The sequence below is a fragment of the Sediminihaliea albiluteola genome (assembly GCF_014077625.1).
Lineage (GTDB): Bacteria > Pseudomonadota > Gammaproteobacteria > Pseudomonadales > Halieaceae > Sediminihaliea > Sediminihaliea albiluteola.
The window spans coordinates 334,523-354,406 of sequence record NZ_JACFXU010000014.1; the positions used below are offsets into that span (position 1 = coordinate 334,523).

19 protein-coding genes and 1 tRNA gene are annotated in these 19,884 nt (G+C 51.7%); 9 read left to right on the forward strand and 11 right to left on the reverse strand.

The window, feature by feature from the left end; translation table 11 throughout:
• Nucleotides 1-2: 2 nt before the first annotated feature.
• Nucleotides 3-914, forward strand: coding sequence for an NAD-dependent epimerase/dehydratase family protein (locus H2508_RS08430; RefSeq protein WP_182171829.1), 912 nt, complete (start codon nt 3-5; stop codon nt 912-914).
• 92 nt (nt 915-1,006) lie between these two features.
• On the opposite strand, the gene H2508_RS08435 is transcribed toward H2508_RS08430, so the two are convergent.
• The gene (locus H2508_RS08435; protein WP_182171832.1) at nt 1,007-1,936 is read right to left on the reverse strand and encodes a DUF3014 domain-containing protein; all 930 of its coding nucleotides are present in this window, start codon (nt 1,934-1,936) and stop codon (nt 1,007-1,009) included.
• 268 nt (nt 1,937-2,204) lie between these two features.
• Here H2508_RS08435 and H2508_RS08440 point away from each other — a divergent pair, with 268 nt between their 5' ends.
• From H2508_RS08440 to H2508_RS08450, 3 genes are all read left to right on the forward strand, one after another.
• Nucleotides 2,205-3,044, forward strand: a complete 840-nt coding sequence (locus tag H2508_RS08440) for an SDR family NAD(P)-dependent oxidoreductase (RefSeq protein WP_182171835.1) — start codon at nt 2,205-2,207, stop codon at nt 3,042-3,044.
• Between the two features lie 62 nt (nt 3,045-3,106).
• A complete protein-coding gene (pepF, locus tag H2508_RS08445; protein WP_182171839.1) occupies nt 3,107-4,981 on the forward strand; it encodes an oligoendopeptidase F in 1,875 nt (624 codons plus the stop codon).
• Nucleotides 4,982-5,062: 81 nt separating this feature from the next.
• Complete coding sequence (locus H2508_RS08450) at nt 5,063-6,499, forward strand: dynamin family protein (protein WP_182171842.1); 1,437 nt, start codon at nt 5,063-5,065, stop codon at nt 6,497-6,499.
• Nucleotides 6,500-6,507: 8 nt separating this feature from the next.
• On the opposite strand, the gene H2508_RS08455 is transcribed toward H2508_RS08450, so the two are convergent.
• Together H2508_RS08455 and H2508_RS08460 are read right to left on the reverse strand one after the other, a co-directional pair.
• Nucleotides 6,508-6,978, reverse strand: a complete 471-nt coding sequence (locus H2508_RS08455) for an SRPBCC family protein (protein WP_182173379.1) — start codon at nt 6,976-6,978, stop codon at nt 6,508-6,510.
• Nucleotides 6,979-7,006: 28 nt separating this feature from the next.
• Nucleotides 7,007-7,080, reverse strand: a tRNA-Gly gene (locus tag H2508_RS08460).
• Between the two features lie 172 nt (nt 7,081-7,252).
• On the opposite strand from H2508_RS08460, the gene H2508_RS08465 reads away from it, so the two are divergent.
• Both H2508_RS08465 and H2508_RS08470 read left to right on the forward strand, forming a co-directional pair.
• Complete coding sequence (locus H2508_RS08465; RefSeq protein ID WP_182171845.1) at nt 7,253-7,723, forward strand: YbjN domain-containing protein; 471 nt, start codon at nt 7,253-7,255, stop codon at nt 7,721-7,723.
• A gap of 78 nt (nt 7,724-7,801) precedes the next feature.
• A complete protein-coding gene (locus H2508_RS08470; RefSeq protein ID WP_235965153.1) occupies nt 7,802-8,326 on the forward strand; it encodes a retropepsin-like aspartic protease family protein in 525 nt (174 codons plus the stop codon).
• Nucleotides 8,327-8,370: 44 nt separating this feature from the next.
• Here the strand turns inward: H2508_RS08470 and H2508_RS08475 are convergent, their stop codons facing one another.
• Nucleotides 8,371-9,567, reverse strand: coding sequence for a cytochrome P450 (locus tag H2508_RS08475; RefSeq protein WP_235965155.1), 1,197 nt, complete (start codon nt 9,565-9,567; stop codon nt 8,371-8,373).
• On the reverse strand, nt 9,567-10,013 hold the full coding sequence (locus H2508_RS08480; RefSeq protein WP_182171848.1) for a 2,4'-dihydroxyacetophenone dioxygenase family protein: 447 nt from the start codon (nt 10,011-10,013) through the stop codon (nt 9,567-9,569). Before H2508_RS08480 ends, H2508_RS08475 begins: the two co-directional genes overlap by 1 nt.
• 153 nt (nt 10,014-10,166) lie before the next feature.
• Here H2508_RS08480 and H2508_RS08485 point away from each other — a divergent pair, with 153 nt between their 5' ends.
• From H2508_RS08485 to H2508_RS08495, 3 genes are all read left to right on the forward strand, one after another.
• Nucleotides 10,167-10,592 (forward strand): YqaA family protein, encoded by a 426-nt coding sequence (locus tag H2508_RS08485; protein ID WP_182171850.1) that lies wholly within the window; start codon nt 10,167-10,169, stop codon nt 10,590-10,592.
• 165 nt (nt 10,593-10,757) lie between these two features.
• Complete coding sequence (locus tag H2508_RS08490) at nt 10,758-12,560, forward strand: ABCB family ABC transporter ATP-binding protein/permease (RefSeq protein ID WP_182171853.1); 1,803 nt, start codon at nt 10,758-10,760, stop codon at nt 12,558-12,560.
• A 271-nt stretch (nt 12,561-12,831) separates the two neighbouring features.
• Nucleotides 12,832-13,374: a DUF2799 domain-containing protein gene (locus H2508_RS08495; protein ID WP_182171856.1), complete on the forward strand. Its 543-nt coding sequence runs from the start codon at nt 12,832-12,834 to the stop codon at nt 13,372-13,374.
• Nucleotides 13,375-13,448: 74 nt separating this feature from the next.
• On the opposite strand, the gene H2508_RS08500 is transcribed toward H2508_RS08495, so the two are convergent.
• From H2508_RS08500 to H2508_RS08525, 6 genes are all read right to left on the reverse strand, one after another.
• Nucleotides 13,449-13,889, reverse strand: coding sequence for a CoA-binding protein (locus tag H2508_RS08500; RefSeq protein WP_182171859.1), 441 nt, complete (start codon nt 13,887-13,889; stop codon nt 13,449-13,451).
• A gap of 71 nt (nt 13,890-13,960) precedes the next feature.
• On the reverse strand, nt 13,961-14,830 hold the full coding sequence (locus H2508_RS08505; RefSeq protein ID WP_182171863.1) for a universal stress protein: 870 nt from the start codon (nt 14,828-14,830) through the stop codon (nt 13,961-13,963).
• Between the two features lie 344 nt (nt 14,831-15,174).
• Nucleotides 15,175-16,101: a TauD/TfdA dioxygenase family protein gene (locus H2508_RS08510; RefSeq protein ID WP_182171866.1), complete on the reverse strand. Its 927-nt coding sequence runs from the start codon at nt 16,099-16,101 to the stop codon at nt 15,175-15,177.
• 36 nt (nt 16,102-16,137) lie between these two features.
• On the reverse strand, nt 16,138-16,908 hold the full coding sequence (locus tag H2508_RS08515) for a class II aldolase/adducin family protein (protein ID WP_182171869.1): 771 nt from the start codon (nt 16,906-16,908) through the stop codon (nt 16,138-16,140).
• Between the two features lie 127 nt (nt 16,909-17,035).
• Complete coding sequence (locus H2508_RS15240; RefSeq protein WP_328799359.1) at nt 17,036-18,070, reverse strand: AraC family transcriptional regulator; 1,035 nt, start codon at nt 18,068-18,070, stop codon at nt 17,036-17,038.
• 53 nt (nt 18,071-18,123) lie between these two features.
• Nucleotides 18,124-19,848, reverse strand: coding sequence for an amidohydrolase (locus H2508_RS08525; RefSeq protein ID WP_182171872.1), 1,725 nt, complete (start codon nt 19,846-19,848; stop codon nt 18,124-18,126).
• Nucleotides 19,849-19,884 lie beyond the last annotated feature (36 nt).

Consider the following 19,884-nt stretch of genomic DNA (forward strand, 5'->3'; position numbering starts at 1 on the left):
TCATGAAAGTACTGGTTATCGGTGGCTCAGGCCTTATCGGCGGCGACGCCGCACTACAGCTGAAGCGCGCGGGCCACGAGGTCACTATTATGTCGCGCAAAGCGCCGCAAGCACCGGCCCTAGCAGAACTGCCCTTCTTAGCAGGCGACTACATCAATGACGATATGGGCGATGGCCGACTACAGGGCTTTGATGCCCTGGTCTTTTCTGCCGCCGCCGACATTCGCAATGTGCCAATGGATGGCTCTGCTGACCCCGCACAGGTTTACACTGAAGCCAACGATATAGCGGTACCACGTTGTCTAGAAGCCGCCAGAGATGCAGGTATCAGCCAAGTAGTCTACATCGGCACCTTCTACCCGCAGGTCGCCCCAGAACGCATTGGTGTCTGTCCCTATGTGACCTCGCGAGCCAACACAGACAAAGCAGTGCGGGCCCTAAACTCAGACGAATTCAAGGTTTGCTGTCTGGACCTACCCTTTGTCTTAGGTCACATCCCAGGTACGGAAGTCCCTCACATTGCCGGTCTCGTTGCCTACGCCAGTGGCCAACTAAGCGACCTGCCCGTGTTTGCACCCAAAGGTGGCACCAATCACATTACTTCACGTTCAGTCGCGCAGGCAGTGTTGGGAGCGCTGGAAAATGGTGAGGGCGGTAAAGCCTATCTCATTGGCGATGAAAATTTGAGCTGGAAGGAATATCTGGAGCGCTGGTTCACCGCTGCGGGCAACCCTCAAGATTTAGAGGTACGTGAAGACGATCACCCACTTCTGCCCAATGCCATAATGTTTGCCGGCGCCGGTGCCACGGTGAGCTTTGAAACCAGTGCAGAAGATAGAGCGACACTAGGCAACTTCGATTGTAATCAGATTACAGCTGCTATCGAGGAAATCGTCGCTGTTTATAAGCAGTAAAAACCCATGTAGCGCGCTAACTCTTTTGCGCGCTACATTTTCCACCTCGCTACTCGCTATAGCACTTCACAGCCATAGAACTTCAAGCCCGCTTATTCGGGCTTGAGCAAAGCTTCGCGCAGGGCGCTTGCCTTTGCTTTGATGCGGCGCAGGTTATCTGGCCCAGTTCGCAAGAGCTGCCGCTGTAGTGGTGCCAAGGCTTCTAGCTCGGGATCGGCATAGCTATACATCACTGACTTGCTCTCCAGGGCAATAGGCTCCTCTATCTCCGGCGTGGCAATGATGCGATCCAAAATACGAATCACCGCGTTATCCAAGTCATCGGGCTTGAGCCCCAACTGACCATAGGCTTCCTCATACAGAGGCCGCAGCTGATGGAAGCTACTTACCATTGCCTGGGTATTCAAAGCCGTCAGCGCAGTTACATACGGCTTAAAGCGTTCATAACCCGCCTCATCCATATAAAGCTGGCCATCAACCTCCATCACCGGAAAAGCTTGTTGAGGCGCGTCCATGGGTAAAATCTTGCGCAGCACAGTGCCGCGACTTGCGCCATCAACCAAAGCAACTAAACGCTGCAGTAAGTTTTCGCCTTTATCAAAGCCGCTAAGTTCTGCGCTAACACCGACTGCTGCTAACTGTTCACGAATTAAAGGGTCGCTGTCTTTAGGGGCTGGCAATGCCGGTTGCTGCTCATCTGTTGATGGCGATTGCTCGCTGCTCTGAGATGGCTCAGGGCTCACAAGCCTGGGAATATCCTCCGCCGCCGGCAGTACAGTCGGCTCTGATTGGAGCCCCTGCTCTGCTAGTGGCACTTCCCGCACTTCCTGCTCTGGCGCTTGCTGGGGATAAAATAGGTAAAGCAACACGGCAATAATCGCTAAGACAATCACTGCGTGTTTGATGGGGAAGCCCTTTTTGCTGGACACCTCTCGATTAAGACGCTCTTCCGGCATCGCCGTCATATGTTCTTCAGGCTGCTCGTCAGTGCTACGATTATTGTTTTCTTCACTCATTGTCATCAGTACTTCTCCCTGTCACTGTTAGCTCAGACCGCCCGCACATGACCTAGGTTCCCCATAGCGCTTGTCTGTACTACACAGCATAGACGATGTCAGGACTCCACAGGCAGAATCTACATGGTAGGATTCAACACCGTAGTTTTCAGTCCCTCATGGACAATAACACAGGGCCCTTTGATATAGAGCAAAGCACTTTTAATAGCGCATTGCTCCACGGCCCTCTAATAAGCACAGCGCCCTCAGTACTGGCGCAGCATAGGAGCAGTAAATGAACGCGAACAATAAGGGATTTAACTTTGACCAAGCTGTGGTCTGGATCACTGGAGCGTCTTCAGGCATTGGCGCGGCCTTAGCACTCGAAGCGGCCCAGCGCGGTGCTCGTGTGGTGCTTTCATCTCGCCGCGAACAAGCACTACAAGAAGTTAAGCAGCAGTGCATCAATGCCGGCGCAGCCGAGCAAAATTTACTGGTCCTACCGCTGGACGTAGAAAATTACGAGTCCATGCCCGCAGCTGTCGACAAGGTAGTTGAGCAGTTCGGGCGCATTGATCTACTGGTCAATAATGCGGGTATCTCGCAGCGTTCCTCCTGCTTGGAGACCGATCTTGCGGTGTATCGCAAGTTGCTTGATGTTGATGTCCTTGGCCAAATCGCACTGACCAAGCTGGTTCTGCCGATTATGGTAAAACAGGGTAGTGGTCTGCTGTCAGTAACCTCGAGTGTCGCCGGTAAAGTTGGCGCGCCCATGCGCACAGGCTACAGTGCCGCCAAGCATGCGGTGATGGGCTTCTTCGATGCGCTGCGTGTTGAGGTCGCCCATCTGGGCTTGAAGGTGTCAACGATTGTACCGGGCTCTGTCCGCACTGCCGTGGCCCATAATGCCGTCACTGGCACAGGCGAGCTCCACGCTAAGGCCGATCCCAACATCGAAGCCGGCATGGATGTTAACGCTGCAGCTAAGGTCATAGCCGACGGTTTTGCTAGTGGCGTAGAAGAAATAGCAGTGGGTGAAGGTCCTGAAATGAACTTGCTGGATATGAAACGTCAGGACCCGACAGGCACCTTCCGAATACTTGAGCAAATGCACGCCGAGCAGCTCAAGGCATAAGCTTCAGTGAGGCGAGCGACACCCGATCAGCCAACGCTAATATTTTATTTTGGAGAGCACAAATGGCGACTAAAGCCTTTTTCAAAACCACAGCACTGGCCTTGGGCCTGTCGCTCAGCTTAACCACTCTAGCGCAAGCACCCGAGCGCAGTGAAATTCCCCAGCAATATAAATGGGACCTCAGCGCAATGTATGAGTCCAGTGATGCCTGGGAAGCCGATGTCAAAATGCTGCAGGAACGGATACCAGACATTGAAAAGTACAAGGGTCGCCTAGGCGAAGATGGCAGCACCCTGCTGCAAGCTATACAGGAATATGAGTCACTGAACCGCTTGCTCGGCCGGATCTATGTTTATGCCGGCCTAAAGTCTTTTGAGGACATGCGAGTGGGGGAAAACAGCGCGCGCTATTCACGGGCGCAAAGCTTGCACGCCCAGCTCAGTACTTCTACTTCTTTTATCGCACCAGAGCTGCTGGCTATTTCACCACAAAAAATAGATCAGATGCTCGAGAAGACGCCGCAATTAAGGGGCTATCGCCACTACCTCGAAGAGCAGTCGCGGATGCGTCCCTACACCCTGTCTGAGGAGGCCGAGTCGCTACTAGCACAGGCCTCAGAGCCGCTAAGCAAGTTTTCTAGCGTTTTTTTAGCTCTAGACAACGCCGACCTCAGCTTTGGTGAGATAGAGGATGAACAGGGCAATCCGGTGACCCTTACCAAGGGACTCTATGGTGCGGCAATGAGCAGCGCCGATCGCAGGTATCGCGAAGCAGCTTGGAAAGCCTTGTTTAAAGAGTATGAAAAACACGGCAATATGCTGGCAGCCAACTACGAAGGCCACGTCAAAAGCCGTGTATTTGAAGCCAAAATTCGCGGCTTTGATTCGGCCCTGCAATCAGCGACCTACCAAAGTGCCATACCCGAAGAGGTCTATCACAACCTGATTCGCGTAGCGCGGGAAGGAGTCGAGCCACTGCAGCGCTATCTAGAGCTGCGCCGAAAAACTCTGGGCTTAGAAACCCTCGAAGTCTGGGACATGTACGCTCCCATGGTGGCCTCTGATTATGGCCAGATAGATTTTGAAGATGCCAAACAAATCGTTGCCGAAGCACTCTCGGCCATGGGTGATGATTACCTCGCCCTGTACTGGCAGGGCTTTGAAGAAGGCTGGGTTGATGCCTTTGAGAGCGCAGGAAAACGCGGTGGCGCTTACTCTTGGGGTATGTACGACTCCAAACCATACCTATCACTTAACTACTCCGGCACTCTAAACGATGTCTCCACCCTAGCTCACGAGTATGGTCACTCCATACACTCCTATTTGACTCGCAATACACAGCCTTATATCTACGGCAGTTATCGCACCTTTATCGCTGAGATTGCCTCTATGACCAATGAGGCCATCCTGTTCCAGAGCCTTATGGCCAAGGCCGACAGTCCTCGCAAGAAGGCCTACCTATTGCAGAACTATCTCGACCAATTCCGCAGTGGCTTCTTCCGTCAAACTTCACTGGCCGATTTTGAAATGCAGGCCCACGCTAAAGCGGAAGCCGGTGAAGCACTCACCAAGGAGTCATTAAACGCACTCTACGCCGAGGTCTTTAAAGCCTACTACGGTGATGCTGTACACGCTGACCCGCTCAATGCCAGTGAGTGGAGTCGCATCCCCCACTTGCTGCGCACCGACAATTTTTATGTCTACCAATACGCCACTTCCTTTGTTGCCGCCAATGCTTTGGCAAGCAAAATTATCGAAGAGGGCGAAACAGCTCGAGAGCGCTTCCTCACTATGCTTCGCGCCGGTAGCAGTGACTATCCGATAGAGCTATTAAAAGCCGCCGGGGTCGACATGACCACAAGCGAGCCGATCTACGCGGCACTGGAAGTATTTGAAGCTTTAGTGGATGAGCTAGAGGAAAGCTTAAAGCAGCTCTGAGCAATGCTCGCAAAACGACTCTTTGCGTCTAGGGGCCATAGGGTTCTATAGTGATGTAAAGTGATAGCGGGGTATACAGCTGTGGCCAGAAACACGACTCAAGAGCGGATCAAGCGCCTAGAGAACCACCTGAAGCAGGAAAACCCGGTACTTGCCGGCTGTGTTCAGAGTTTTCAGAAGCTGGACAATGCCGCTCGCAAGCTGGGCCTAATGAGCGCCGATGAGTCTTTCGCCACTCAGGTGTCTTGGTGGCCAGTCATTTCGGTACTGGGCACCTACTCCGCCGGCAAATCCACCTTTATGAACCAATACGTGGGCAAAGCCCTGCAGCGCACCGGTAACCAGGCTGTAGACGATAAGTTCACGGTGATTTGCTACGGCTCCGGTACGGAAGGCGCCTCGCTGCCAGGGCTCGCTCTGGACAGCGATCCGCGCTTCCCTTTTTATCAAATCAGTGCAGACATTGAACGTGTTGCTGAGGGGGAAGGTCGCCGGGTCGACTCTTACTTGCAGCTCAAAGCTCTGCGAGCCGAATCGCTGCGCGGCAAAATCTTTATCGACTCACCCGGCTTTGATGCCGACCAGCAGCGCAGTTCTACTCTGCTGATCACTGATCACATCATCAACCTATCAGACTTGGTACTGGTGTTTTTTGATGCCCGCCATCCAGAGCCCGGCGCCATGGCTGACACACTAAAACACTTAGTGGCGGATACCGTGCAGCGGGCCGATGCCAACAAGTTTTTATACATCCTCAACCAAATCGACAACACCGCCCGAGAAGACAATCCTGAAGAGGTGGTGGCGGCTTGGCAGCGCGCCTTGGCACAAAGTGGCTTAACGGCCGGCCGCTTTTACCGGATCTACGCCCGTGACGCCGCCTTAGCGATTGAAGACCCACAAGTACGAGAGCGCCTCGAGAGCAAGCGAGATGCCGACCTAGCCCATATTGAAATGCGCATCCATCAAGTTGAAGTAGAGCGCGCCTACCGTGTTGTTGGCGTACTGGAAAAGACTGCCCGGCATATGCTCAATGTGCAAATACCCTTGCTAGAGCAGGCGCGCCGCCGCTGGCGCAAACGCACACTATGGCTAAGTGTGCCGGTGTTTAGCGCCATTGCCGCACTGTTCTTGTGGTGGAGTTTTCGCGGCGGACACTGGGATGGCTTTTACCTAACTCCCTTTGTCAATCTTGAGATAGCCACCCAGATCGGAGTACTCACAAGCCTCGCTTTAGTAGCTGTGTTTCTACACACTAAGCTGCGCGGCATTGCCGGGCGCAGTGTGCTACGCAGTTTAGCTAAAGATGAATCTCTGGGGGCCGATAGTCAGGCTATTCAAAGGGCCTTTGCCTGGAATTTGCGCGCTTGGTGGACCTCCCTCGCCAGCATTAAACCCAGAGGCTGGGGGCGCCTGCGGCGCCGGCAAGTGGAAAAGGTATTAACTGAATCAGATCGCTTCGTGCAGTCTCTGAACGACCAATACGCGAGCCCCTCCGGCGACAGTAATGAGAGCTAAAGGCCGCGCTAGGCGCGGCTCAGTGCCTCCGCTGCAATGGCGTCGAGCATAGCGTCATAGGTGTCCTGCATAAGGGCAATCATATCCTCAGGCGCGACACCATCAGCCGTTACCCCGCTAAAGGAGCACTCTAAACGCATCTGTGTACGGCCCTCCCCTGCATCGCCTAATGTGGCCACCACACGGTAGTCACGCATCACGTTCATAGCCCCCGGCAGAACTTCGTATTCATAGCTGTAACTCGCCTCATCGATAGCAAGAAGCTTTTCTTCAACGGCTTGATCCATACCGGGCATATAAATACGGCGTATTTGACCGACCCCCTCACCTACCTGCTCCACTCGTTCAGCAGCTTCAAACCAGCCCAAATTGGAAAAGTCCGATACCACCGCCCAAACTTGCTGCCGTGCTGCGGCAAGAGTTTTTTCTACTGTAAAACTATGAATGGCCCTGTCCTCCAGTGCATATTTATTGATTATGTAACTTTGGTCCTAAGGAGTCCCCCATTGGAGCGGGTAAGGGGAATCGAACCCCTCTCTCAAGCTTGGGAAGCTTGGGTAATGCCACTATACGATACCCGCCTCAGGACACTGCCAACTGCAGCAGCGCTGTCATATGTATCACAGCCATCATGCAAACAAAAGACTTCCCACTGTCGTCGACGCACAAAGGTTTTGAAGCGCCCCAGCTGCTATAGCAGCTGGGGTGGCAAAGTCGTAAAATTGTGAGTCATTCTCGACTATACTCGCCACCATGCCTTCTCTAAAAAAACCCGATCGCCGTCAACTGGAAAGCTGGCTTAATGAGAGCAATGTCGACTTTACGCTCTGCAGTGACTGCAATGGTCTACACATTAGTGCCCTGCAAGCATTAGAGGGTGTCGTTGACGCTCGGCTACTACAAGAGCAAGAGGGCTTGTTGTTTAGCACAGGCCTAGAGGTTCGCCCGATGGCACTGCTGCCCTTATCCGCCGATATACACCGCATGAACATCGAGCACCCCAACCTTAAAATTTTTCTCGACATAGTGGACGACGCCACACCACAATTGATAATTGCCAGCTATTTAGCTATCAGTGCTGGCCTTAGCCGCGAACAGTTTTCCATCTTTGTAGTTATGACTCTGAACAGCACTCGACAACTGGCAAATGAATGTCTGCAGATGGATTATCTATTTCCTGAGGCTGATAGCAGTGAAGCTGGCCCTAGCCACGCTCTCCACTAGCGCTGTGTTGCCGGATTTTGTCAGCAGCTTGTGTAGTTACGCTAGCCTAATCCACGCTACACCAAGGGCTAAAGTAGCATGAGCAGAGAAGCCAAAGAGCAGCGCAAAATGGGCATTATTATGCAGGCCTTGGCCTGGCTAGTGTTTATGGCCTTGCTTGGCTTTTACTTTTCCGAGCTACTGGAGCAGCAATATAACCCTAACCAAAATGTACAAACCCAGCACCTCGAAAGCGGTGTGCGGGAGGTGGTACTCAAGCGCAGTAAAAATGGCCACTACTTGAGCAAAGGCAGTATCAATGGCCACGAGGTGGTGTTTATGCTGGACACAGGAGCCACCGGTGTGGCCATACCAATGGCTGTGGCGCAAAAGCTATCACTTAAACGGGGGCGACGTATCTCTACCCAAACAGCCAATGGAATCGCAACAGCCTATGCCACTCGGCTGGATCGTGTCAGTGTGGGAGACATCGCTCTAGACAATGTAGTAGCCAGTATCAGCCCCGGACTACAGACTCAGGAAGTACTACTGGGTATGTCCTTCCTGCGCCACATTGAGTTCAGCCAACGCGGCGATACTCTTACCCTGCGACAGTATCCTTAAGTGCCGATGAACGCTGCACAATGCAGCCTTCATCAGCAGCTCCTTTAGGCGATCAAACGTACCGGCATCTGCTTAAAACCGTGAATACTATTGGAGCGGATATACTGCGGCGCACCGAGTGACTCAATACCACTGAAGGCTTTAAAAAACTCTTCAAAGAAAAGTCGCGCCTCCATTCGTGCCAAGTTCGCCCCCAGACATAAATGAATACCATGGCCAAAGGCTAAATGCGGATTACTATCACGGGTGATATCAAACTCTAGGGGCCTATCAAACACCTCTTCATCGAAGTTAGCCGAGCTGTAAAGCATGACCACACGATCGCCCTCAGCAATTTTCTGACCACGAATTTCAGTATCGCAGGTCGCAGTGCGACGGAAGTAGTGCAGCGGACAGGTCCAGCGCAGCATCTCTTCTATCGCCTTTGGCAGGCCACTTGGGTCCTTGGCTAACTGTTGATATAAGTCCGGCCGCTGCAGTAGCTGGTGCATACCAGAGCTGATTAAACTGCGCGTTGTCTCATTGCCCGCCACCGTGAGTTGTATAAACAAAGAGGCAAACTCCTCTTCGCTAATCAAGCGACCATCGACTTCTTGATCAATTAGCAAGGAAATCAAATCATCACCGCCCTTGCCTTTGCGTTCCGCTGCCAATTGATAGCCGTAGGTACCCATCTCCAGGGACGCTTGGGCAACATCCTCCGCTGTGCCCCCCAAATCAGGGTCAGAGCCCGAGGTTTGTAGATCTGACCAGCGCCTGATCTGCGGCCACATATCTTGCGGAATATCCAACAGCGAACAAATGACCGCCGTAGGCAAATCGCCCGCTAAATCTTCCACAAAGTTGATTTCCTGAGCTGTGGGAGCAGACTGCATGATATTCCTTGCTGTTTCACGCAGCAGGGGCTCTAGTTCAGCTAGTTTTCTTGAGGTAAAGCGAGCGATCACGGCACGGCGGATAGGGCCGTGAGCCGGAGGGTCCATACCCAAAAGCTGATTTTGAGCCATGGCAAGAATATCCGCTGGCAAATCATCCACCATCACAAAGCCGCGCTGGGCGGAAAAAGTCTTAAAGTCGCGGGAAACAGCCGTCACATCGGCATGCCGACTCAATACCCAGTAGCCTGAACCATCGGGGTGATCGTGCCAAAACACTGGCGCGTGTTTACGCAACCAAGCGAACTGATCATGAGGAATGCCGGCAAGGTATTGGTCGGGATCATAAATATCGATTTTCATCATCAGCCCACCAACACATTGGGTCTTGGCAGACCTTGCTCTTCACACATAGCGTAATAAAAAGCTAAGGTCATAGGCCCATCCACCACAGAACTAATATTGCCTTGGGCATCTAGGTTGATATTAGAACCGTACATTTGAAACCAAACGCGAGTGTCGTCTTCGATGCACTGCAAGGTGTGCTTCGAGCCGGCGGGTTCGTAGAGAAAAGAACCAGCGCGATTGACGTAATCGTACTCTCTATATTTCCATGCTCCAGATGTGGTATAGCCATAAACTGGACCGGTATGCTGATGCGTCTCCACCTCATAACCGGCTTGAAAAATATTCTCGATAATCCACATGCCTTCACCGATTCGCAGCTGTAAGACTTTCAGCTTGCTGCCATCACCAATATCGACAAAAGGCAGGTCATTTTGACCAAAGTGTACCGCTTCCGGTAATTCCACAATCGCACTCCTTAAATAATTGCTCTCTTTATTGTTTGGTCATACTAACGCTCTAAGGCACCATTAGCACAGAGCCTAGCCCTGATATCTTCGCAAAGGCAAAGACGCCGGGCCAATCTTTTAACCCAAACAAGGATAAGTGGAGCAAAAAGAATGACCGAGGCTTACCTGGGCTTGTTCGCCAGTGCTTTTATAGCTGCAACTCTGCTACCTGCTTATTCTGAAATACTACTGGCTACACTAGTACACAATGGTCATGAGCCCTTAGCTCTTTGGGCCTGGGCCACTGCCGGCAACACCTTGGGCTCTGTGCTTAACTGGCTACTTGGGCGTTATTTGCTGCATTTTAGCGATCGCAAATGGTTTCCTTTCAAAGAAAAAAACATCGCCTTGGCCCAGCGCTGGTTTCAACGCTATGGGCGTTGGACACTACTGCTATCTTGGCTTCCACTAGGCGGTGATGCACTGACCTTTATCGCCGGCATGATGAAAATCCCTTTCTGGCAATTCTTGGGGCTAACAGCTATCGGTAAGGGCACTCGTTACGCCATGGTACTAGGTTTGGCGGGTATGTTTTAACAGCCCTTATTGGCCTGCCCCAAAGTATCACTGCGCCAAGTAGCGGGCAGCTCAAGCTATTCCCAGACCCATTGTTGTAGTATGGCTATGCCCACACTACTGTCAGCTCAGCAGCCTAACAACGCTCGAGCACTTCAACAGCAAGGTATTTGACGGACTCAGAACATGCGACACAGCCACAGTGATCACGACACTAGCAAGCCGGTCAACTGGCGGCTGCTAGCTTACATCTGGCCTTTTCTCATGGAAAACCGCCTGCGGGTGCTGCTGGCTCTGCTCTGCCTACTACTGGCCAAAGGCGCCATTCTCACCATTCCCTTTCTGCTCAAGGCTATGGTTGATCGCTTGGAAGATATCCAACAACTCGCTAGCCCAGCGGCTCTACTCTTAGGCTTGGTACTAGCCTATGGCGCAGCGCGTTTTTCCAATGTGTTCTTCGGCGAGCTGCGCGACACTATATTTGGTCGAGTCACCGAACGCGCCATGCGGCGCATTGGTCTGCAGGTATTTCGTCATGTCCACAGCCTCGACCTCGACTACCACTTAAACCGACGCACTGGCGGCCTCGCGCGCGATATCGAACGCGGTACCAGCGGTATCAGCTTCCTGATGCGCTTTTTCATTTTCAATATCGCTCCGACCTTGTTTGAAATAACTATGGTGGCCGGTATTTTACTGTTCAGCTACGGTGCCACATTTTCAGTTATCGTGATAATAGCGGTATTGATATACGGCATATTTTCTATTCGGGCGACGGAATGGCGGACCCGCTTCGTGCGCGAAATGAATGAGGCTGACTCCAACAGTAACACCCGAGCTGTCGACAGCCTGCTCAATTTTGAAACAGTAAAGTACTTCACCAATGAGGAGTTCGAAGCGCGACGCTACGACGCATCACTGGCTGAGTGGGAGCAAGCTCGGCGCAAGAACCGCTTATCCCTATTCACTCTAAATGCCGGCCAGGCACTGATTATCGCCATCGCACAAACCACCATGATTGGCCTCGCTGCATGGCAGGTAAAACAGGGCCAAATTGGCTTAGGTGACTTTGTACTAATCAACCAATTTATGATTCAGCTGTTTATGCCACTAGGCTTTTTGGGTTTTGTCTATCGCGAAATTAAAGGCTCTATGGCCAACATAGAAAAGATGTTCGAGCTCTTAGCGCAGCAACCCAAGGTCCTCAGCCCACCAGGAGCACCGGCTCTACAGCTGCGCAATAGCAAGGTCGAGTTTCGCAACGTTAGCTTCAGTTACCAAGCCCAGCGGACTATTTTGCACAACGTCAGCTTCAGTATTGAACCAGGTCAAAAGCTAGCAGTAGTTGGTGCCAGTGGTGCTGGTAAATCGACCTTAGTCAAATTGCTGTTTCGTTTCTACGACTGCGACTCCGGTCAGATCTTAGTGGGCTCAGAAGATATACGCGATGTTGACCAAGCTTCGCTGCGCAAACAGATCGGTATTGTTCCTCAAGACACCGTGCTGTTTAACGATAGTCTGCTAGAAAATGTACGCTATGGACGGGTCGATGCTAGTGACGAAGAAGTCACTGAAGCAATCCGATTGGCCCACCTTGAAGCGCTAGTGGCTCAGTTGCCTGAGGGGCATCACACCATGGTGGGAGAGCGCGGACTGAAGCTATCTGGCGGCGAAAAGCAGCGCGTCTCAATCGCCCGGACGATTCTTAAGGCTGCGCCCATTCTGGTCTTTGATGAGGCGACTTCCTCTCTCGACAGCAAATCAGAACAAGCCATTCTTCAAGCCCTGCGAGAAATTGCCCGAGAGCATACCAGTCTGGTCATTGCCCACCGTCTTTCCACCGTGATCGATGCCGATAAAATTTTAGTATTACACCAGGGCCGCGTGGTCGAACAGGGTAGCCACGACGAACTGCTCAGCCAACAGGGGCATTACGCCACCCTGTGGCAGGTACAACAACAGCACTCCAATGAGTCAGTGACACCATGAGGCCCTATGCGATTGATGGCGGCCCTGTTCGCAGTATCGGGGCTGTTCACAGCCTAACACTTTGGTCCAAAGTCATTTTGAGGCCAGACAACTTCCCGAAAACTGGATTATTCGGTAGGCTGAGCAAATTAATAAAAAGCTTGCCTGCCCGACAATGGGCACAAGCCATAACAAGGAGTTAAAAGCGATACCTATGCAAGCATTGAAGGGACTCACAGTGATCTGTTTGGCTACGCTAGCGGGCTGCTCAACGCTGAGCAAGGAGGAGTGCTTGACCGCTGACTGGCACAGCATTGGCTATGAAGATGCTGCTAGAGGTGAAGCCAGTACTCGCATGACTGCGCACCGCGAAGCCTGCGCCAAGCACGGTATCACCCCTGAGATACGCAAGTACAAACGGGGCCATGAAGAAGGGCTAGTGGTCTTTTGTACAGGCAGTAGTGGCTACAACCGAGCACAGAGTGGTTATCAGTACCAGGGCATCTGCCCCCAAGCGCTAGAAGCTGATTTCCTTGAGGGCTATAAGGCAGGCCGAGAAATTTATTTAGTTAGGACTGAGGTTGAGCGACTCGAAAGTCGCCAAAATAGTCTTGAGCAAGAACAAGAGCGGATTAAGACTGAAATTAAGGAAAAAGAAGCGGAGTTATTTGACTCAGACAAAACTGAGCGACAGCGCCGAAAGATTTATCAAGACATATCCCTTCTTAATGAGCGCCAAGGTAGTTTGCTGCAAGAACGCGACGAACTCATTCGCAAACTCAGCGAGGGCGAAGCAGAGCTGCGCAAACTCCACAGCCGCAGCAACTATTTCTAGCTACTGCACAAACTCGGAGATCAACCACCCTGACACACAGCTGTGTCAGGGTGACTCTTAAGCTTGTCAGCTATTTAAGCAAGAGCACTAATCAAGCCCGCAGCTTGCAAACGAGGTAGCTCAATGGCCGGACACCTGTCCATCACGACTTGTATGCCGGCCTCCTCAGCGCTAGTTGCCGCCTCTAGGTCGATGACACCGAGCTGGGTCCAAAGTGCTGTTACGCCAAGTGCTATGCACTCTTCAACAATACCCGGCAAATACTGTGACTGCCGAAACACATCGACCATATCAATTGGCTGTTCAATATCTGCTAGGCGAGCATAAACGGGGCAGCCCAGTAGCGTCTGCCCCGCAAGACCGGGGTTGACCGGAAACACCTGGTAGCCGTGACGCAACAAAAAGCGCATCACTTCGTTGCTAGGCCGTGTCGGTTTATGACTGGCACCGACAAGAGCAATAGTGCGGGTGCTTTGCAGCAGTTGTGCTATATCTTGATCTCTGTTCAGAGGCATAGCGGTAAGCCTTCTCCTTCACTCATAACTATTGCTAACAGCGCCCCTAAGACCAGCTCAGAATGCAGCAATTAAGGTTTCAATGCCCACACGTCTGTTTGCAGAATTTGTAGAATACGCTCTGCGCTATTACCCATTAATGCGGCCCGTACTCCGCTGCGTCCAACAGTACCCATCACCACAATCTGAGCCTTTATCTTATCAGCGTGTTTGCTTACAACTTTTTCTACCGGACCCGGCTTACAGGTGAAAATGCTCTCCGGCAGATCGAATGATGCCGCTAATTTACTAATTTGTTGCGCCATTTCCGCCTCTGCACTGCGCACGTAGTCAACGCTTTCAATCAGACCGAGGTCGGCCAGTACAGTGGGCACCTCAATAGCTGAGATTATCTGCAATTCAGCGCCCAAGGCCTGCGACAGGCGCAGAGCATTACCCAATACTTTATGGTTTAAGCGACGCTTGCTGGCCACTGTCGTCGACAGGTCAAGCGTCGCCAAGACCGGCTTAGTTTTGCTCCAGTTCTTTTCAGCTACTAGCATAACCGGCACCGGACACTCGCGTAATAAGCGCCAATCAGTTGGTTTATGCAGCAGTGATTCACTGCGGTGAGCGGTCTTAATTACCGCTGCGTAGCCGCCTTCACTACAGCGTTTATTAATCCAGCCAGCGAGGTCCTTTGACCACACCACTTTCAACTTAACTTTTTGGTCTTGATGGCGATGTTTATCGATAAGTGCCTGAACATTGTTTTCCCGCTCTTGCATTAAGCGCTTACGCATAGCCGTCTGCTGAGTGGCATCAACTTTAAGCCGCTTCAAAGGCGCATAGGTGAACGCCACTACCTCTGGCGCCTGCCCCAAGGCAGCGGCCAAAGCCAGCCCTCTGGGTATGGCGTGACAAGTATCTTCTAGGTCGGCAATGATCAGTAACTTATCCATAAGCTATTCTTTTCCTTGTGAGGTTTAATTCTCATATAACAGTATAGAACTTAGCGCCTAAGTATGCAGTGCCACAAAGTACTAAGCAGCTATACCACCCTGCCCTACTCACGCTGCACAGTGACCCATCTAAAGCGCAGCAGTCAGGCTTGGCGGTTGCAGGCTACGAAAAGAGAACTAAGAGATAGGCCTAGCAATAAAACGCAAGTAACGCGCATGCTTGCAAATCGACCTTTCAACATAAAGCTATCCGCCCGTATCCTGTATTCATATGAATACAGGATACGCTAGCGAAAAGGTAGGAGGCTAGGCGGAATGTCTAAACACCGCGATAGTATGGTCTATCACTCACCACTTAACACACGACCGAGTTGCACATCACCCTCAATGGTTGTGCGGTTAATAACCCGCTTAACGCCAGGGCGCGTGCCGGTGGCGCAGTGCATCAAGCGCCAGTTATCCCAAAGAACCATGTCGCCTTCACGCCACTGGTGAAAATAATGAAATTCAGGCTTGCGTGTGTGATCGACTAAATACTGCAGTAACTCAATTGCCTCGTCATTAGACAGGCCGGCCTGTTGCGGGGTAATGACTCGATCGAGAAACTGCTCCACGATGCCTAATACGGGACGTTTAGTCACTGGGTGCGTGACCACTGCTGGGTATACCGAATCGGGGAAATCCGGGTATTTCATATCACTGGGTTTGCGCGGACTGTGAGGGCCAGGTTCATAGCCTTCTAAATCGACATAGCGCATGTGCTTGCGCTGCATGCAGAAAGCGTAAGCCACCTCAATCTTTTTCAGTAGCTCTTGAGTCTCTTTATCTAGCGCGTCATAGGCCTTAGCTAGGTCTCCAAAGCCAGTGAGCCCATCATCTGAAGGTACGACCACCGCGCGCAGCAAGGCACCGTGATTAGGGCGACCGGTGTAGTGCAGGTCCATGTGCCAATCTAAGCGACCCACGATTTCTTCACCCTTGTAGCTTGCAGTGAAAAACTTGTCTTTGTCACCGCCATTTTCCAGTACAAAAAGCTCTGGGTACTCCTCTGAAGTCTCTGCCTTCAGTGGATGCAACTCCAAGGTTCCAAAAATACGGCTGAATTCGATCTGCTTTTCCGGAGTGATATCTTGACCGCGGAACAACAGAAGACCGTGCTCATACCACAGCGCTTTAAGCTCTGCTTTCAAAGCATCAGTCATAGGATCATTGATATTAAAGCCCGAAATCTCGGCGCCAATATTATTTAACGGGGTTACCTGTAACGACATTATAAACTCCTTATTCCTGCTTCGAGGTTCGGGCAATTATTCGATAATAGAAGGGTCAGCCCGCAATTCACGTCTGGCCATAGCCTCCCAGCAAAAGGGAAAGCCATTTGCATCGGTGATGCCGATTTTCTCTACCACGGCATCGTCAAGCGGAACACCGCCACCGGCTAGCTCCACCTCGTAGGCGCGCTTACAACGCCACTCCAGTGTTATAACCCGCAAATGCGCCTGGCGTAAGTCTTTGCCCACAACCAAGGCACCGTGGTTTGCGAGCAGAGCCCATTTGGAGTCACCTAGGGCTTCGGCCGCAGACAAGCTTGTGGCTTCGTTCTCAAAAGTACCGGCGTACTCATCATACAAAGGTAAGTCAACGCCACAGTGCGCGCCCGTCTGGTCATAAACTGGCGGCACACGCTGCATATTGGCCCAAATACCACTCCAATGAGCATGATTATGGATGACCACATTAGTGTCCGGCCGCAGAGCGTGTAACTGGATATGTAGGCCTATTGCCGGGGTGACGTTCCACTCGCCTTCAATCACATTACCCTGATGATCCAGTGTAACAATGTCACTTGCGGTCAGTTCATCCCAAGCCAACTCCCAGGGGTTGGTCAAAATATTACCGTTGGCTAAGCGATAGGTGATATGGCCAGCGATATGCTCATTCCAACCTTCTCGGAAGAGCATACGACACATTAAGGCAACTTTAGCCTGCTCACTTAGCTCAGGCAGTAGCGCTTTGCGCCCCGGTCGAGGAGCGTAGCGCTCCATCATTGCTTGATCTAATCCCATGTACTTGCTCATAAAAAACCAGCCTATTATAAATTGTGGTAAATAGTCGAAAGTTTGATGCTCTTGGCACAGTATAGTTAATCGGCACTAAGCAAGTTGCCGCCAATCTAGACAAATTATTACCCGATCCAGCCAAAAGCTAGCGGGCAAACAAAGCGTCTCGATAGGCTTTAGGGGTGTGCCCAGTCCACTTTTTGAAAGCGCGATTGAACCCCGAGCTATCAGCATAGCCAACTTTCTGGGCAACCTCGCTTAAAGATAGCCGAGGGTCACTCAAAAAACGACGGGCTTGTATTTCTCGCACTCGATCAACCAGTTCCTGGTACTGCCAACCCTGAGCCTGCAGCTTTCTGCTCAAAGTGCGAGCACTGTAGTGCAGCTCGGATGCTGCAGCTTCCAATGTCGGCGGCTGGCTCGGGTCTCGCACAACCATCTGCCACAGCCGCCAGGCCACATCGCCCCGATTGCGCTCAATGCTTTTTTCTTCACAAAGTTTTTCGTAAAGCTTTGCGCTATGTGGGCTCGAGTGAGGTAGAGGCTCATCGAGGATTGATGCCTCAAAAAACAATTCTGTGTGAGGTGCGTCAAATTGCAGGGGGCAGTCAAAGATTTCGCTGTAGCGCTCAGCATGCGGTGGCGATGGGTAATCACAGTTCAAACGGCTGAGCGGTAAGTCCTTGCCCAAAATCCAGCGACAGGTGGTAAGAATGTTTGTCAGAACATCTTCAATCGCCAGTAAACGTAAGTCGCCTAAACTGGGATTAGCGTAAATCTGATAGCAGCCCTCATTAGCTGCTTCGCTAAAGGAAATAATTATCTGCCCACCAGAAAAGCGCCCAGTATAATTTTGATAGCGCAGACCAGCTTCTGTGGCCGCTCGTAAATTAGCACTACTCATCATCAGGTAGGCAAATTGGTCGAGGGTCACGAGAGAGCGCCGCAGACCTAGCTCCAAGCCCAAGCCAGGGTTCTTACTAGCCGCCAATGCCGCCCTGAGTAAACCTTGGTGCTGCTCCGCGGTCACCACTTGGTCTGGGCCTTCGAGTTGGCTGGGCGAAATGCCGTTGTTAGCCGCCAAAGCCTCGGCATCTAAGCCGAGGCTGGATAACTGATCTAAAAGCCAGACAATGTAGCGAGCATCGGTATTAATTTTCGCTCTCCAACTATTCCAGATTTAACAAAGCCATCGCTTGTGCTGGATCTAAGTCATGCTGGCGGTGCTGGAGCTTATTGAGGGTAAACTTTCAGCCCCTCTTTATAGGTTGCAAGAACCTGAATATCTTTGATAGTCATGGGGTCCACTGTCAGTGGATTGGCATCCAGCACAACTAAGTCTGCCAACTTACCCACGCTAATCGAGCCCTTGCGCTGCTCTTCTTTATACTGCCATGCACCATCGAGAGTAATCGCCCGCAGAGCTTGCTCAGTGCTAATACGCTCCTGTGCGCCGATCACTTGACCGGAGCGAGATACTCGGTTTACCGCCGACCAGACCGTCAATAACTGATCCATAGGTGTGACAATATAGTCATTGTGATTAGTAAAGTGGATACCTAAATCCGCAGCCGACTTCATCGGGCTCAGGAAGTTAGCGCGCTCAGGCCCCAAGTTGTTTAGGTGAACATCTCCCCAAAAAAAGGCGTGGTTACTAAAGAAGGCAGGCACCATGCCAAAGCGAGCATAGTCTTCCAATTGATCCTGTCGAATAAACTGGGAGTGAATAATCACTGTGCGCGGGTCATCGCCCGCTTTATCAAGATGCTTTTTGTGTGCATCCAACAGAATATCCACTGCAGCGTCGGCATTGGCATGAACAAATGCGCGCATACCCTTTTCGTAAACTGCTCCGATAAGCGACTCTACTTCCTCTGCCGGGGCAACTGGCTCCCCGCGCCAATCAGCTTCACCACTGGGGCTACCTGTCAGGTAAGGCTCCGTAAAGTAAGCTGTCTTGCCCTGCGGCGAGCCGTCAACGATAAGCTTTATGCCAGCCAACTTTAGCCGCTTATGGTAATCGGCGTATTGCTCCTTATCTGCGGCAAAGGCATCGAGATCTTCGGAGCCACCCAAGGCCACCAGATCAAGGTATAGGTCGCCACGCTCCGCCGCCTCTTTATACAGCTCAAAGCTGTCTAGATTTGTTAAGCCATCTTGGATTGTTGTCACACCATTACTGGCGTAAAACTCCTGCGCCAGTTTAATATTTTCAAAGCGAACTTCCCCCTGTGGCAGGGGTAAGGCGCGGGCAGCGGGAAACCATGCAGTTTCCATTACCAAACCCAGTGGTTCATTGCTGCCCTCTCGTCGAACGATAACACCGCCCTCAGGCGTTGGCGTTGTTGCATCATAGCCGATCGCCTCAAATGCACGACTATTCAATACCGCGCCATGGAAGGATACATGTACAACGATGACAGGGTTATCAGGAAAAACTGCATCTAAATCATCGCGGTTTATATGGCGACCATCGGCAAGCGTATCTGCATCGTAGCCAAAACCTACAATCCAGTCGCCCGCCACATGCCCGTTGCGCTTAGCTTGGGCCTGCAGCTCTGCAATCACCTCGGCGATATTGCTTACCTTCCCTACCGGCGCGCCAGATAGATTGGCCCAGCTCGCTGAAGTGGTGGCCATAGAGAAGTGACTATGCCCATCGATAAAGCCAGGTACTAGAGTGTTCCCGGCCAGATCAACCATCTCGGTCTGAGCACTTTTCAATTGGTTTATTTTCGCTGCTGAACCCACTGCGATAATTTTACCATCGCGAACAGCAACCGCCTCTGCACTAGCTTGCGCTGTGTCCATAGTGACAATAGGGCCACCACTAAAAATCTGATCTGCCGCTAATTGCGTATGCGGCGCTGCCGAGCCGTCAATCCGAGTACAGCCTACTAGTGCTGCAGAGAGAACCAGCAAAGCGATCGCACCGCGACTTATATTATTCTTTATCACTGCTCAATCCTTAGTTAAATAGAGTTATTGATACAT

Coding starts and splice junctions, on each gene's coding strand:
- H2508_RS08510 (WP_182171866.1), bottom strand. CDS start 16,101: ATGTCGTTACAGGTAACCCCGTTAAATAATATTGGCGCCGAGATTTCG.
- H2508_RS08490 (WP_182171853.1), top strand. CDS start 10,758: ATGCGACACAGCCACAGTGATCACGACACTAGCAAGCCGGTCAACTGG.
- H2508_RS08485 (WP_182171850.1), top strand. CDS start 10,167: ATGACCGAGGCTTACCTGGGCTTGTTCGCCAGTGCTTTTATAGCTGCA.
- H2508_RS08465 (WP_182171845.1), top strand. CDS start 7,253: ATGCCTTCTCTAAAAAAACCCGATCGCCGTCAACTGGAAAGCTGGCTT.
- H2508_RS08440 (WP_182171835.1), top strand. CDS start 2,205: ATGAACGCGAACAATAAGGGATTTAACTTTGACCAAGCTGTGGTCTGG.
- H2508_RS08430 (WP_182171829.1), top strand. CDS start 3: ATGAAAGTACTGGTTATCGGTGGCTCAGGCCTTATCGGCGGCGACGCC.
- H2508_RS08475 (WP_235965155.1), bottom strand. CDS start 9,567: ATGATGAAAATCGATATTTATGATCCCGACCAATACCTTGCCGGCATT.
- pepF (WP_182171839.1), top strand. CDS start 3,107: ATGGCGACTAAAGCCTTTTTCAAAACCACAGCACTGGCCTTGGGCCTG.
- H2508_RS08470 (WP_235965153.1), top strand. CDS start 7,802: ATGAGCAGAGAAGCCAAAGAGCAGCGCAAAATGGGCATTATTATGCAG.
- H2508_RS08500 (WP_182171859.1), bottom strand. CDS start 13,889: ATGCCTCTGAACAGAGATCAAGATATAGCACAACTGCTGCAAAGCACC.
- H2508_RS08515 (WP_182171869.1), bottom strand. CDS start 16,908: ATGAGCAAGTACATGGGATTAGATCAAGCAATGATGGAGCGCTACGCT.
- H2508_RS08505 (WP_182171863.1), bottom strand. CDS start 14,830: ATGGATAAGTTACTGATCATTGCCGACCTAGAAGATACTTGTCACGCC.
- H2508_RS08435 (WP_182171832.1), bottom strand. CDS start 1,936: ATGACAATGAGTGAAGAAAACAATAATCGTAGCACTGACGAGCAGCCT.